Annotated in this window: 17 protein-coding genes and 1 pseudogene; 12 read left to right on the top strand and 6 right to left on the bottom strand. The window is 36.0% G+C overall.

From position 1 onward, the window contains the following. Positions 1 to 9: 9 nt before the first annotated feature. The 4 genes from cysK to NX902_RS05160 all read left to right on the top strand — a co-directional run bounded on the left by cysK (position 10) and on the right by NX902_RS05160 (position 2,401). Positions 10 to 930, top strand: coding sequence for a cysteine synthase A (cysK, locus tag NX902_RS05150; RefSeq protein WP_095330260.1), 921 nt, complete (start codon positions 10 to 12; stop codon positions 928 to 930). Between the two features lie 211 nt (positions 931 to 1,141). Continuing rightward, a complete protein-coding gene (locus NX902_RS05155; RefSeq protein WP_095330259.1) occupies positions 1,142 to 1,750 on the top strand; it encodes a transglutaminase-like domain-containing protein in 609 nt (202 codons plus the stop codon). 125 nt (positions 1,751 to 1,875) lie between these two features. Continuing rightward, positions 1,876 to 1,983 (top strand): DUF6980 family protein, encoded by a 108-nt coding sequence (locus tag NX902_RS25805; protein WP_420915972.1) that lies wholly within the window; start codon positions 1,876 to 1,878, stop codon positions 1,981 to 1,983. Positions 1,984 to 2,122: 139 nt separating this feature from the next. Continuing rightward, a complete protein-coding gene (locus NX902_RS05160) occupies positions 2,123 to 2,401 on the top strand; it encodes a hypothetical protein (protein ID WP_095330258.1) in 279 nt (92 codons plus the stop codon). A gap of 55 nt (positions 2,402 to 2,456) precedes the next feature. Here the strand turns inward: NX902_RS05160 and NX902_RS05165 are convergent, their stop codons facing one another. Beyond that, the gene (locus NX902_RS05165; RefSeq protein ID WP_123259014.1) at positions 2,457 to 3,299 is read right to left on the bottom strand and encodes an SDR family NAD(P)-dependent oxidoreductase; all 843 of its coding nucleotides are present in this window, start codon (positions 3,297 to 3,299) and stop codon (positions 2,457 to 2,459) included. 132 nt (positions 3,300 to 3,431) lie between these two features. Between NX902_RS05165 and NX902_RS05170 the strand changes: the two genes are divergently transcribed. Continuing rightward, positions 3,432 to 3,791, top strand: a complete 360-nt coding sequence (locus tag NX902_RS05170; protein WP_095330256.1) for a MerR family transcriptional regulator — start codon at positions 3,432 to 3,434, stop codon at positions 3,789 to 3,791. A gap of 191 nt (positions 3,792 to 3,982) precedes the next feature. Here the strand turns inward: NX902_RS05170 and NX902_RS05175 are convergent, their stop codons facing one another. After that, on the bottom strand, positions 3,983 to 4,366 hold the full coding sequence (locus NX902_RS05175) for a RidA family protein (protein WP_047942862.1): 384 nt from the start codon (positions 4,364 to 4,366) through the stop codon (positions 3,983 to 3,985). Between the two features lie 106 nt (positions 4,367 to 4,472). Here NX902_RS05175 and NX902_RS05180 point away from each other — a divergent pair, with 106 nt between their 5' ends. Continuing rightward, on the top strand, positions 4,473 to 4,811 hold the full coding sequence (locus NX902_RS05180; RefSeq protein ID WP_095330255.1) for a winged helix-turn-helix transcriptional regulator: 339 nt from the start codon (positions 4,473 to 4,475) through the stop codon (positions 4,809 to 4,811). 353 nt (positions 4,812 to 5,164) lie between these two features. Here NX902_RS05180 and NX902_RS05185 read toward each other — a convergent pair whose 3' ends face one another. Continuing rightward, complete coding sequence (locus NX902_RS05185) at positions 5,165 to 5,554, bottom strand: carboxymuconolactone decarboxylase family protein (protein ID WP_095330254.1); 390 nt, start codon at positions 5,552 to 5,554, stop codon at positions 5,165 to 5,167. A gap of 99 nt (positions 5,555 to 5,653) precedes the next feature. Here NX902_RS05185 and NX902_RS05190 point away from each other — a divergent pair, with 99 nt between their 5' ends. After that, positions 5,654 to 6,019 carry a MerR family transcriptional regulator gene (locus NX902_RS05190; protein WP_095330253.1) on the top strand — a complete coding sequence of 122 codons (366 nt, stop codon included), beginning with the start codon at positions 5,654 to 5,656 and terminating at the stop codon, positions 6,017 to 6,019. A 362-nt stretch (positions 6,020 to 6,381) separates the two neighbouring features. Here the strand turns inward: NX902_RS05190 and NX902_RS05195 are convergent, their stop codons facing one another. Together NX902_RS05195 and NX902_RS05200 are read right to left on the bottom strand one after the other, a co-directional pair. Continuing rightward, on the bottom strand, positions 6,382 to 6,870 hold the full coding sequence (locus tag NX902_RS05195; RefSeq protein ID WP_095330252.1) for a DedA family protein: 489 nt from the start codon (positions 6,868 to 6,870) through the stop codon (positions 6,382 to 6,384). Positions 6,871 to 7,059: 189 nt separating this feature from the next. Then, positions 7,060 to 7,320, bottom strand: a complete 261-nt coding sequence (locus tag NX902_RS05200; protein ID WP_095258679.1) for a hypothetical protein — start codon at positions 7,318 to 7,320, stop codon at positions 7,060 to 7,062. Positions 7,321 to 7,516: 196 nt separating this feature from the next. Between NX902_RS05200 and NX902_RS05205 the strand changes: the two genes are divergently transcribed. From NX902_RS05205 to NX902_RS05215, 3 genes are all read left to right on the top strand, one after another. Then, positions 7,517 to 7,816 (top strand): phasin family protein, encoded by a 300-nt coding sequence (locus NX902_RS05205; protein WP_047942858.1) that lies wholly within the window; start codon positions 7,517 to 7,519, stop codon positions 7,814 to 7,816. 13 nt (positions 7,817 to 7,829) lie between these two features. Next, positions 7,830 to 9,488, top strand: a complete 1,659-nt coding sequence (locus NX902_RS05210) for an ABC1 kinase family protein (RefSeq protein ID WP_095330251.1) — start codon at positions 7,830 to 7,832, stop codon at positions 9,486 to 9,488. A 212-nt stretch (positions 9,489 to 9,700) separates the two neighbouring features. Next, positions 9,701 to 10,276, top strand: coding sequence for a nucleotidyltransferase family protein (locus tag NX902_RS05215; protein ID WP_095330250.1), 576 nt, complete (start codon positions 9,701 to 9,703; stop codon positions 10,274 to 10,276). Positions 10,277 to 10,301: 25 nt separating this feature from the next. On the opposite strand, the pseudogene NX902_RS05220 reads toward NX902_RS05215, so the two are convergent. Then, positions 10,302 to 10,863, bottom strand: a pseudogene (locus tag NX902_RS05220) (IS1595 family transposase); the annotation flags it as partial. 220 nt (positions 10,864 to 11,083) lie between these two features. On the opposite strand from NX902_RS05220, the gene NX902_RS05225 reads away from it, so the two are divergent. Then, positions 11,084 to 12,226, top strand: a complete 1,143-nt coding sequence (locus NX902_RS05225) for a zinc-dependent alcohol dehydrogenase (RefSeq protein WP_095330249.1) — start codon at positions 11,084 to 11,086, stop codon at positions 12,224 to 12,226. Positions 12,227 to 12,396: 170 nt separating this feature from the next. After that, positions 12,397 to 12,819 (top strand): NusG domain II-containing protein, encoded by a 423-nt coding sequence (locus tag NX902_RS05230; protein WP_095330248.1) that lies wholly within the window; start codon positions 12,397 to 12,399, stop codon positions 12,817 to 12,819. Positions 12,820 to 12,836 lie beyond the last annotated feature (17 nt).

The raw sequence follows: 12,836 nt of genomic DNA on the forward strand, positions 1-12,836 counted from the left end.
TAAAGAAAAATGAAGCTTTACGATTCTGTACTTGAATTAATTGGCAATACACCAACTGTACGATTGAATAAAATACCTAATACTACTGGAGCAGAGGTTTTTATCAAATTAGAATCTTTCAATCCAGGCGGAAGTGTGAAGGATCGTGCGGCTTTAAATATGATTGAACGTGCCGAAAAAGAGGGAAAGCTTATCCCAGGAAGAAGCACTATTATTGAGCCGACCTCAGGTAATACAGGGATAGGAATTGCTATGGTTGCTGCCGTAAAGGGATACCGTTGTATCATTACAATGCCAGATAATGCAACAAAAGAACGTGTCCAAATATTAAAGGCATATGGAGCAGAGGTATATTTAACTCCAGGTAACAGACGAATGCAAGGGGCAATTGATGAAGCCAATCGTTTAGCTACAGATATTGCTGACAGCTTTATTCCCATGCAATTTGAAAATGCAGCAAATGCCGATGCTCATCGAGGTACTACCGCTGTTGAAATTTTTGAAGCGTTTGAAGGAAAGCTAGATGCACTTGTTTTGACTGCTGGTACTGGGGGAACAGTTACTGGCGTTGGAGAAGAATTAAAGAAAATGATTCCAGACATAAAAATATATGTAGTGGAGCCATTTGGTTCACCAGTATTATCAGGAGGTAAACCAGGTCCTCATAAAATTCCAGGGACAGGCCCAGGATTTATACCGAAAATCTTAAACAGAGATATTTTTGATAAAGTCTTATTAATAAAAGATCATGATGCGGAAGTCATGGCGAGACGTCTTGCAGCGGAAGAAGGAATCTTTGTAGGTGCATCGGGTGCATCTAGCGCGCATTTTGCTGTGCAAATAGCAAGTGAACTACCATCATCTGCTAAAGTGTTATGCATCGCACCTGATACTGGAGAACGTTATTTATCTTCAGATTTATTTTCATAAAAGTATGGAGACATTGGAATAAGCTGTTCCTATTGGGAGAAAAAATTCCAAATGACATTAACTGGCCAGATCATTTATGATTTGGTCTTTTTTTTCTCCAATTAGCATAATAATGTTTTGATTTTATAATACATCTTTAACTCTGTTTTGAATCGTGTGTATAATAATACATATAAACAAATTTTTATACGTAATTAAGGGGATGGAGCTAATGAAATTGATTTGTGAGTCCGGCCAATTAACAGATTACTTATCTGAACAAAAGAAAGTTAATTATTCTAATCCAATTATTAAAGAACAAAGAAAGGAGCTTTTTAATTCAGCTCAAACAGAAATCGAAAAAACTAAAGTAGCCTTTGAATTCGTCCGTGATGAAATATCTCACTCTTGGGATATTCAAGGCAAACGAGTGACTTGTAAGGCATCCGATGTTTTGAAGTACAAAGAAGGAATTTGTTATGCAAAAGCTAATCTATTAGCAGCTTTATTACGTTCTCAGCATATTCCAACAGGTTTCTGTTATCAGCGATTGATGTTGTTTGACTCTCCTGAAAAAGGATATTGTCTACATGCTTTAAATGCCGTTTATTTAAAATCTCTAAATAAATGGATACGATTAGATGCTCGTGGAAACAAAGCTGGCATTGATGCACAATTTTCCTTAGAGGAAGAAAAGTTAGCTTTTACAGTTAATGAAAAAATGGATGAAAAGGACTATCCCGTTATTTATGTTCAGCCAAATACCAAAACAATAAATGTGTTAAAGGGTCATAATGATGCATTAGAAATGTACAAACATCATTTGCCTGATAGCATTTAGTGCAGGTGTTTAATGGTTTACAAGGAGATGAGAAAGAGGAAAATGCATTGCTGTAGGGAGATGATTATCATGCAACATTCAAGTGTGATATTCATAAAAATCCCTTTGACTGTCCAGATAAATTAATTTTATTCAATGAAAAGGATCATGACTACGGATTGATCATACATGATGGTGGTACTTCAAGTATTGGAATTGAATTTAGTCCGTGGTGTAGGTCAAAATTAGCATAGGTTGTGCAGATTTACCTACGTATTGGCCAAGTATCGGTTGGAAGAATGAGAATTAGGACAGCTGAAAATTGCATAAGGTGAAACTTTTTATTCCATATAAGCGTACAATTTATAAACAAATTATTAGGGAGGGAAAGTATTGGGAATTTTACTCGAATTGTTAAATTTTGCTGTTTATATACCTTTTTTTAAGGTCGATGAAGAAGATGTATGCAGAAATGTAAAACATCTAAAAAAACATCAATGGTTCCAAAATTACCTTAATGTTGAAGAGTATCGTGGGCTTATAATTCATGATAAGGATGTCCGACAATGTATTGGGAAATTCAAAAGTAGTAAACTTCATAATCATTCTTATCAAAATAAGTGTCAAGAAAAATTATACAAAGCTCTACTGAAAAATGGGAATATTGTCTAAAGCAGTTGCAGGAAAAAAGGCTGTCAAGATAGTTTTGGCAGCCTCCTTCTTTTCTTCAAAGTGGCAAATATTCCTTTTCATATACAGATTGCACTTGTAGTAAAACTTGGCCAGCATGCTGTTTAAATTTGAATTCTGCAGGCTTTCCTTTTCTAAAATAAAGCCCAGCGTCATGCGGGGATTTTTCTAATCCAGCAAACAACCGATCTGCCCCTACACTAGGATGTGGGCCAAATAAACGGATGAATGGCTGTATAATAAGTGGCAGGCCTCCATTTCTTCCTTTGCGCATTGTATTGTTATTGCCTGGATCTATACTGACAATTGTGACACCCTCTCGCTTTAATTCTTGCGCAAAAGCATATGTCCACAAAGTGATTGCCAGCTTCGTCGATGCATAGGGACCAATCAATTTCTGAAATTTGGGCGGGTTTGCCAATTCCTCTGGTACGAAAGATTTTTTAAAATGAAATGCATCTGAACTAGTTTGTATAACAATAGAAGGCTTTCCTTTTTTTAAAAGATCAAGTAGTTCCATCGTAATGATAAAGGGAACAACAGTCTGAATTTCGTAATGTAGCTCACGCCCTTGTGGGGAAAAGATGAGCTTCGAAAAACTGCCTCCAGCATTATTGAAGAGAGCATCAAGCTTTGTTTCTTCCTCTTTTATTAGCTTCAAAGCAGACTTTAATTGCTTAAAATCAGCTATATCAGCATGATAAACACGGATTTCTCCTGTCTGGATTTTTTGCTGTAGCATTTGTTCTTCTTTGGGAAATTCAGAGCGAATTAAAGCTGCAATTTCCCATCCATTCTCAATTAATTTCTTAGTCAGCTCAAGTCCTATTCCGCTGTTCGCCCCCGTAACAAGAGCTATTTTTCTTTCTGATATAATCATTTTATTACCTCCTATTGGTGAATGAAGGAAGTATAGAACATGGAGTTAACTCCATGTCAATAAAAAGAATTCTCCTTGACCTGGAGTTAACTTCATATCTTATAATGACTTTATAAGAAGGAGGACGAACGAATGTATACCATTAAGAAGGCAAGTGCTCTTACTAGACTAAGCATTGATACAATCAGATATTATGAAAAAGTTGGTTTGCTCCCAAACATTAAACGGCTGCCGAATAAGCATCGGGTCTTTACACAAGCTGATATTGATAGGCTTCAAATGATCACTTGTATGAAAAAGGCAAATCTTAGTTTAGAAGAAGTGAAATTATATCTTGATATTGCGGAAACAAGTAAGATGACTCCTGAAATGATAGCAGGTATGCTTCGGCAAAAAGAAAAAGTAAAAAATCAGATGGCTCAATTACAGACTGTTTTGGATTTTATCGATGAAAAATTAGCCGAAGGAACATGGTTAAAAAGAAAAGTATAAAAACGTATATCATTAATTTAAGGATATTTCTTAAATCAAATAGATTTTGGTATTTCACAACTAAAGTGGAAGGGTTAGTGACATAACTAATAGGAAATTTAATATTCCTATACCCCTGTAATGATATTTAAATCAATATTATTACAGGGGTATAGGTCAGGTACATTAATTACTTTGAAATAATATCTTACTTAATCAGAGTGTGCGACAGCCTTGACTTCAATCAACTGCTCCGGAAACGCCAGATAAGTCACGCCGATGAGGCTGCCGGCTGGTCTGTGTTTTTCCAGGTATTCTTTGAACAGACTGATGACTGGCTCAGTGTGCTCCTGCGGGTTTGTTAGAAAGATTTCCACATAAGCGAGGTTGGACTTCGTGATACCAAATTCATTCAAAACTCGATCGAGGTTTTCTAATGTTTGGCGAGTTTGTGCCTCAATATTATCCTTGCCAACGAACATACCATCCTTATCGTGCGAAAATTGACCTGAAATGTAGATAGTACCGTTGACACTATATCCTTGGGTAATACCGTGGTCCCATAGGTTGTGATTGTAGGTTTTAATAGTAGTCATTTTTTTCTCTCCTTTATCTCGAATTAAGGTAAAGTATAAAATGAATATAAAGAAAAAAATAGTACGCACTATTTAGATAGCTACTATCAGAAAGGAAAGTGTCAATATGAGTATGGCTGATTATAAAGAAAAGGGTAATATCCAAGAGACACCTTTTGGATATACACTGTCAGTTATTGGAGGTAAATGGAAAATGCTAATTCTTTATCTCCTTTCAGAAAGTCAACCTGTTCGCTTTAATGATATGAAAAGAAGAATAGGAACAATTACCTTTAAAACATTAAGTTCACAGCTTAAAGATTTGGAAGCAGATGGGATGGTTATACGAAAGGAATATCCTCAAATTCCTCCTAAAGTGGAATACAGTCTAACACATAAAGCAGAATCGATATTGCCTATTTTAGAACAGTTATGTGAATGGGGAGAAAAAAACCGCAATATTTAAATTTTTTTGTAAGATAATAAGAACTTATTTGGATCAATATGAGCTAAATTTAGTCTCTTGCATTAGAAAACAGAAAACAGTTACCTAATGGTAGCTGTTTTCGTAGTGTGCCTGGCATGTTCACTAGCAGGAGGTGAAAGTCTGCTTTGGACGGTTGGGTTATGAAAACCATTAGTCAAAGGCAAAGATATCCGTGATGACACGGAATTAAAAGGAACCATGGTCGTCACGGCAATGCTGCTCCCTACTCGTTTGCCGCTATTGTGATAGGTAAATATAATAAAAAAAATAGGGATATAAAGTTACTACACAATTAATATTTTTCGAGGAATTGAAACTCATCTTGAAAAATATTAGTTTTTTATCTGCAAATTACGTTCTTTAAAAATTTGTTTAGCAACAAAAATAGCATTAAGAACTTTTGGAAAACCTGTATAAGGAACACAATGAGTAATGGCCTCGATCACTTCTATAGGGGTGAGTCCCACATTCAGTGCAGCATTAATATGGATGTTAAGTTGTGGTTCACACCCTCCTTGAGTAGCAAGTGACGCAATGGTTATAAGTTGACGTTGTTTTAAATTTAATCCCTCTCGAGTATAAATTTCTCCAAAAGCGAATTCAACAACATATTTACCGAGGTCGGGAGCAATATCTTTTAGAGAATTTATAACTCGCTCTCCGCCTTCTCCGTCTATTTCCATTAGTTTTCCCCAACCTCTTTGATAACGGTCATTTGACATTTGATTATCCTCCTTAGTGTTTAAAATCAATAACATAAAATAATTTACACTTTAGACTGCACTCTAAAGCAAGGCTTTTTTTATGCTATAATTAAATTTATGGATAAAAAATATTTTACAATTCGAAATATATCAAATATGACGGAGCTATCCGTACACACCTTACGTTATTACGAAAAAATTGGTCTGCTTAACAATGTAAAACGGGATGTAAATGGTTATCGCCAATATACTAAGTCAGATATTTCTTGGATAAACTTCCTAATTCGTTTAAAAGTAACAGGGATGCCAGTGTCTGAGATGAAAAAGTTTTCTGATCTGCGGAGTAAAGGGGATTCTACGATAAGTTTACGTCGGAAGTTATTAGAAGATCATCAAAAAAGTATCCAGGAACAAATAAAAGACTTACAAAATAATCTTCATAAGATTGAGGAGAAAATCAACTATTATAAGGAATTGGAGTAAATAAAATAATGGTATTCAATTTGCGATTGCTCCTAAAGAAATGATGCAAGGAAATAGAGAATCTACTTTTCCTTCTCTCTCAGGAAGGAAGCTTCAATTACTGGCTAAAGGTTTTAGCAAGTTATACAAATATCTTAGGGCAATCTTCATAAATGGTGAACACCTTTTTTGTTACTACTCAATGGAAATGTGGTATTCATTTAGAGGATGAAAGCCCTCCTTTCACTTTACTTTAGCTTATGTAGTCGAGCTAGATCTACGCCACCACAATTGATTATTTAGGATGAAATAATCAATTAGAAAGCTAGAAGGAACAGTATTTGGGCTGGAATTTGCTCTTCAAAAAAAGGAGTGCTTCCCATTTAAAATGGAAGCACTCCCATATAGTAACCAATAATATTAAAAAGTAAGCACCAAAGAAAAGAACCGATTGCGGCAAATAACATGTATTTTGATAAATTCATGCCAGAAATGCCTGAAAAATAAGAAGTTAATCTTCTGACACCTGGGATGAAATTAGCAATGACTATTGTCCAAGGGCCATATTTATCAAACCAATTTTCCACGCGTTCTAATTTGCTAGGGGTAAGCTTGATCCACTTTCCGTGTGTAAGCAGAAATGGTTTGCCAATTTTCTTGCCTAGTGCGTAATTGATGACCATGGCACTAAGGGCACCAATAAAGCAAATGATATCTGCAGTAAGAAAATTCATTATGGAAATGGAAGAAAGATAGCCTACAAAGGTTAGCAATGCTTCATCTGGAACAGGAATACCTAACCCGCTTAATGCAAAAAGCGCAAAAATGGCAATGTAGCCGAATTGGGAAATGAAATGTATGGATGTACTCATCTATATTACTCCGTTCTTTATTTCTCGTTAACTAGCTAATTTGGAAGAAATCCACAGTATATAGTAGTTAAGTAAAATGCACCTATTCTATGACAAAAAAAGTAAAGAAATAATGCGACTTTCCTATCATACAGGGAAATAAAGAAAAATGGGAGTGAAAAGTTTTAAGAAGTTCATTTTAAGATCACTTTATGAAGAGTTGCTAACGATGTAAATAATAATAATGCAAACAAGAATCAATGATTGTGTCCAGATTACTTTTTGGCTGAGTCCCGCTCTTTTTTCTAGGAAAAAGATATAACCGTTTATGAGAGCAAATCCTAGAATAAGAGTAGGTACAGAAAAGGAGTGCTCGGAGGACAAGAGGGCATTGGCAATAACCAGAGAGATAATCAGCATGCCGATGGAACCCCATACTAATTCGATATACAGACTTCTTTTATTCTCCATAATTTTGACACCTCCTTATGAAAAAGTCACCATTATTTACATTATTAAGCATATCATAAGTATGTTGGTACAAAGAAAGAAATTACACTCGAATGATTTGACTTTGAATCATATTTGGATTACTTTAATGACAAATAGAAAAGTAGTCAATGGGAAAATGAAGCATGCTAGAAAAATATAAGGAGGTTTTTTGAGGATGAGAACAACGATTGAAAAAGCACTTTCCTTAGGTTTAGGTTTAGCGATTGCAGGTAAAGAACAAGTAGAAAAAACAGTTGAAGAGTTGGTGAAAAAAGGAGAGGTAAGCAAAAATGAATCAAAAGATTTAATCAATCATTTGATTCAAAAGGGAGAGGAAATGAAAGGTCAGCTTGAAGCAGTGGCAAAAGAAAAGGTAAATGCTGCTTATGGGGAATTAAAGCTGGCTACTTTAGAGGATGTAAAGAAATTAGAAAAAAGAATAGAGGCATTAGAAAGAAAAAATCTCGACGAATAAAGTAGGTTTGTAAATGGGTGTAAGTAAACGTATTAGACAGATGAAAAGATATCGCAAAATAACGTCTATTCTCGCTCGTAACGGAATAGGCTTTTTTTCCAATAAGATCGGATTGGAGGAGAAGTTTTTCTTTCATAAAGAACATCCTCCTAAAAGCACTGGAAGACGCATCCGCTTAATACTCGAAGAACTTGGAACTACCTTTATTAAACTTGGGCAAATTGCCAGTACTCGTCCTGACTTAATCCCACCAGAAATAATTAATGAATTAAAAGAACTGCAAGATCAAGTACCTCCCTTTACCTATGGAGAAGCCGTTCAGATTTTAGAAGAAGAATTAGGTGATTCTGTCGATCATCTGTTCAAACATTTTTCTGAAACTCCTTTGGCGGCAGCATCCATTGGGCAAGTGCATAAAGCAATCCTTAAAGACGGGACACAAGTTGCTGTCAAAATACAACGTCCTAATATTCATGCTATCATCGAAACAGATTTAGAAATTATCGCCGATTTGGCCCGAATTGCGGAGAATACATGGGGTTGGGCAAAGCAGTATGGGCTTCGCGAAATTGTTGATGAACTAGCAAAAGGTCTGCTGGTTGAATTAGACTATGGAATCGAAGCAAGAAATATGGAGCGTTTTCTAGAGCAGAATAAATCGATAGGATATGTTGTCATCCCGTCAGTTTACTGGAATTATTCCACAAAAAAGGTATTGACGATGGATTATATAGAGGGAATAAAGCTATCTGACCATAAGCGATTAGATGAAGCTGGAATTGATCGCGAACTGCTTGCCGAAAGATTAGCCTATACGATTTTCTATCAAATTCTAGAGGTTGGTCATTTTCATGCAGATCCTCATCCAGGAAATGTACTTGCACTACAGGATGGGCGCATCGTTTTATTAGATTTTGGGATGGTAGGCCAGCTTTCTTCTTATACGAAAAAGAGTTTTGCTTCCTTCGTTGTTGCTCTTCGTAATAAAAGCACGAAAGGAATCATCCGCGCGATTTCTGATTTGGGCATGATTCCCGAAAATGTTGATATAAAAAAATTAACAGCTGATGTGGAAGAACTGCGCGATAAATATTATGATATTCCGCTGAAAGACGTAAGTGTGGGTGAAGCAATTAATGATTTATTTATTATTGCCTTTCGTCATAATATAAGAATTCCTTCCGAATTAACCCTTTTAGGAAAGTCGCTCATGACGATGGAGGGAGTTGTCGTTGCACTAGATCCTACTTTTAGTGTATTTGATGTGGCGGAGCCATTTGGAAGAAAGCTATTTCTTGATAAGCTAAAGCCATGGAAAATAGTGAAAAATATAGTAGATGAAATACCAGAATATTTTGCTTCTCTGAAAGATATTCCGATTACCGCTAAACAGTTAATGGGAATTCTTCGCAAGGGAAAGGTGCAGGTAGAGTTTACCTCCCCACAGTTGGATTTGTTAATCAAAAAGATTGATCGATTCAGTAATCAAATCGCGTTTAGTATAGTGCTGCTGGCATTAAGTATCGTGATGGTCGGTCTCATTATTGGTGTCGCACTTAGCGGAGTACAAACCGTTCTCTGGAAATTTCCAATCATTGAAATTGGCTTTTCCATTGCCATGTTGATGGTTGCATGGCTTATTTACTCGATTTTTCGGTCTGGCAGGTTTTAGAATAATGAAAATGAAAAGTGTCAAAGACTCTCTATTCGAGTTTTTGACACTTTTTTCGGTCACGTTTTTTTATATGGTCTTTTTGTAAACTTGTTGCTTTTAGATATTAAGGGGAGTGTGTTTGGAAATCTTTTGGAATAATATTCCTTCGCGCTTTGTTGTGTTAGAATAGGGATGTATGTTCGGTTGTGTAGAAGGGGGATAACTTTAAAATGTTAAAGAATAGAGAAGATGTAATAAAGCTAATCCAAAGCGATGAAAAAATGATGGAGATTATAAAGGTTGCGGGTTCCTTGAAATTGCCTGATTGGTGGATATGTGCAGGATTTGTACGTTCAAAAATCTGGGACACATTGCACGGGTTTATTGAAAGAACTGAGACGCCAGACGTAGATGTTATTTATTTTGATAACACAAAAATTGATGAGAATTTTGAAAAGGAATTAGAGAATAAGTTGAAAAGCATAATGCCTAATATACCTTGGTCTGTTAAAAATGAAGCAAGAATGCACGTCATTAATAATCTTCCTCCTTATTCTTCTTCGGAAGATGCTATTTCAAAGTTTCCAGAAACTGCAACTGCCATCGGAGTAAAGATAGACAAGGATAATAAACTGGTTCTTACTTCTCCTTGTGGAATTGATGATGTCATTAATTTAGAACTGAAACCGACTCCCTATTTTATCGAAACAAAAGAACTTGCTGCAATTTACGAGGAGCGAATTATCAAAAAGAATTGGAAGGCTATTTGGCCTAAAATTAAAGTCCAAAACATATTAAAAAACTGATTAGGAAATATGGCGTTTTATTTTTTTATACCTCCCGCAAAAAGATTTACAGTGATTGTGTTTGAGTTCTGGCAAGCACTGAGAAACATTTGATTAATCCGTTCCTTCTCTTCAATTTTCTTGTTTTGTTGAAGAAAGCTAAACCAATAAAGGTAGTTGTCCAGATATTTAGTCGCCATCCCTTGAAACCTTTCCATCCAATCATTTAACCGTTTTTGATAGTTGGTTTACATTATTCAGGTGGTGGATACCTTTTTGAACATATCCTTCTTTTCTAAGATTAATAGGCTCGTGTTTCAATGTCTTTATCAGAGCGAATTTCTGATAGTATGTAGTATTAGTGCATAGCAAAGAAGCCGGTTCATTATCATTCCCTATAACCGCATTTATTTCCTCCGCTCGCACTCGGCCTTGAGATATAACCTGCAATTACGGTTTTGAGCTACCACAACTGCAATTTTAAGGTTACTAATCCGTCTCTTCCTCCACACGTTTCTTTGGTTTTCTGTCTAAGGCTTACATCCTTTTAAAGACTCCTTAAAAAAGGATTAATCACTTTCCGCAATTCCTTTCAACATTAGAAATCCTTGGGATGTGTAGCTATATCAAGTGAAGTAGTAGATTTTTCTATTTTGATCCTAACCGTCATCGTTACTCCAAATCTAGTCTTTTAATCGGTGGTTATTCCTAAAATTAACCGCACTAGGAATCTAATCCTACAGTAAATCGCGGAAATATTTGGATGTTTGTAGCTTCTTCTGGAAATGGTATAGATAAACAATCAACTAAAACAGGAGGAGTTTGCAGATGAAGGCTGTTACATTTCAAGGAACGAAGGATGTACAAGTAAAGGAAGTGGCAAATGCGAAGCTTCAAAAAAAGGATGATATCGTCGTTCGTATTACATCTACGGCTATTTGCGGATCTGATTTACATATTTATCAAGGAGCGTTACCAGCTGAAAAAGACTATGTTATAGGACATGAACCAATGGGAATTGTTGAAGAAGTAGGACCTGAAGTAACAAGAGTAAAAAAAGGAGATCGTGTGGTACTGCCATTTAACATTGCTTGCGGACATTGTTACTATTGTGAGCACGATATGGAAAGTCAATGTGATAATGCTAATCCCAATAAGGATATTGCAGATACGGGAGCATATTTTGGCTTTACAGAACGGTATGGGGATTATCAAGGTGGACAAGCCGAATTGTTAAGAGTTCCATACGGGAATTTTGTCCCTTTTGTTATCCCGGAGTCCTGTGAATTAGAGGATGAAGCCTTGTTATTTATGTCCGACGTCCTTCCAACGGCATATTGGAGTGTCGAAAATTCAGGCGTAAAAGATGGTGATACGGTCGTCGTTTTAGGTTGTGGACCTGTTGGATTAATGACTCAAAAATTTGCTTGGATGAAGGGTGCGAAGCGCGTTATAGCAGTTGATAATATTCCATATCGCTTAAACCACGCTCAAAAAATGAACCAAGTAGAAATTGTCAATTTTGATAATCATGGAGATACAGGCAACTATATAAAGGAACTGACTTCAGGTGGAGCAGATGTCGTAATCGATTGTGTAGGAATGGACGGAAAGAAATCGCCTATGGAAGCAATAGGTCAAAAGTTGAAGATTCAGGGCGGAACAATCAGTGCTATCGAAATTGGCATGAATGCTGTGCGCAAGTTTGGTACCATGCATTTAACAGGTGTTTATGGATCTAAATATAATATGTTCCCATTAGGAAATATTTTTGAACGAAATATTACTGTGAAAACAGGACAAGCACCAGTAATACACTATATGCCTATGTTATTTGATTGGATTACTACAGGCAAAATTGATCCAACGGAGATTATTACCCATCGCATTGCATTAGATGATGCGAGCAATGCGTATCAAATGTTCAATGATCACCAAGATGAAGTAATCAAAGTTGTCCTTAAACCTTAATAGTTCGAAAAAGCCATCGATGGAAGACGACCGATTGCTTTTCACTTTTTTATCAAGCCCGTCCGAACATATGGCAATTTATCGACGATTTGACGCTATCCATATGTTTCTACTATCTAACCCTTTATAATAAAAGTGTAAACTAGCTAACACAGAGAGGGACGTTTTCGATGAGAAAATACTCCAAGATGATTAAGCCTTTTGATATTATTATGGTTGTTCTCCTCTTAATCATTTCATTTGTCCCAATGGCCGTATTTGCGATGAACCAAGGGAAGGAAGAAGAAGGGAATAAAGTCATGGCCGTTATTACACAGGACGGGAAAGTCATTCGTGAAGTAGAACTAACAGGTCATACGGAAAATGAACAATTTATGATAAAAGGAAAAGGAAAACAATATAATTTAATCGAAGTGGAAAATGAACAAATCAGAATTAAAGAAGATAATAGTCCAGACCAAATTGGCGTCAAAATGGGATGGAAAGGCATACCGGGCCAAACAATTATTTGTTTGCCCCATAAAGTTTTAATTGAAATAGTAGCAGAGAAACCAGAAAAGACGAATGAGGATGGATTGATTTTGTCCCATTAGTTAATTGATTTGTGTGG

The sequence above is a fragment of the Niallia sp. FSL W8-0954 genome, assembly GCF_038005605.1.
In the GTDB taxonomy this organism is placed as follows: Bacteria; Bacillota; Bacilli; order Bacillales; family Cytobacillaceae; genus Niallia; species Niallia circulans_A.

Coding starts and splice junctions, on each gene's coding strand:
- cysK (WP_095330260.1), top strand. CDS start 10: ATGAAGCTTTACGATTCTGTACTTGAATTAATTGGCAATACACCAACT.
- NX902_RS05155 (WP_095330259.1), top strand. CDS start 1,142: ATGAAATTGATTTGTGAGTCCGGCCAATTAACAGATTACTTATCTGAA.
- NX902_RS05165 (WP_123259014.1), bottom strand. CDS start 3,299: ATGATTATATCAGAAAGAAAAATAGCTCTTGTTACGGGGGCGAACAGC.
- NX902_RS05170 (WP_095330256.1), top strand. CDS start 3,432: ATGTATACCATTAAGAAGGCAAGTGCTCTTACTAGACTAAGCATTGAT.
- NX902_RS05175 (WP_047942862.1), bottom strand. CDS start 4,366: ATGACTACTATTAAAACCTACAATCACAACCTATGGGACCACGGTATT.
- NX902_RS05180 (WP_095330255.1), top strand. CDS start 4,473: ATGAGTATGGCTGATTATAAAGAAAAGGGTAATATCCAAGAGACACCT.
- NX902_RS05185 (WP_095330254.1), bottom strand. CDS start 5,554: ATGTCAAATGACCGTTATCAAAGAGGTTGGGGAAAACTAATGGAAATA.
- NX902_RS05190 (WP_095330253.1), top strand. CDS start 5,654: ATGGATAAAAAATATTTTACAATTCGAAATATATCAAATATGACGGAG.
- NX902_RS05195 (WP_095330252.1), bottom strand. CDS start 6,870: ATGAGTACATCCATACATTTCATTTCCCAATTCGGCTACATTGCCATT.
- NX902_RS05200 (WP_095258679.1), bottom strand. CDS start 7,320: ATGGAGAATAAAAGAAGTCTGTATATCGAATTAGTATGGGGTTCCATC.
- NX902_RS05205 (WP_047942858.1), top strand. CDS start 7,517: ATGAGAACAACGATTGAAAAAGCACTTTCCTTAGGTTTAGGTTTAGCG.
- NX902_RS05210 (WP_095330251.1), top strand. CDS start 7,830: ATGGGTGTAAGTAAACGTATTAGACAGATGAAAAGATATCGCAAAATA.
- NX902_RS05215 (WP_095330250.1), top strand. CDS start 9,701: ATGTTAAAGAATAGAGAAGATGTAATAAAGCTAATCCAAAGCGATGAA.
- NX902_RS05225 (WP_095330249.1), top strand. CDS start 11,084: ATGAAGGCTGTTACATTTCAAGGAACGAAGGATGTACAAGTAAAGGAA.
- NX902_RS05230 (WP_095330248.1), top strand. CDS start 12,397: ATGAGAAAATACTCCAAGATGATTAAGCCTTTTGATATTATTATGGTT.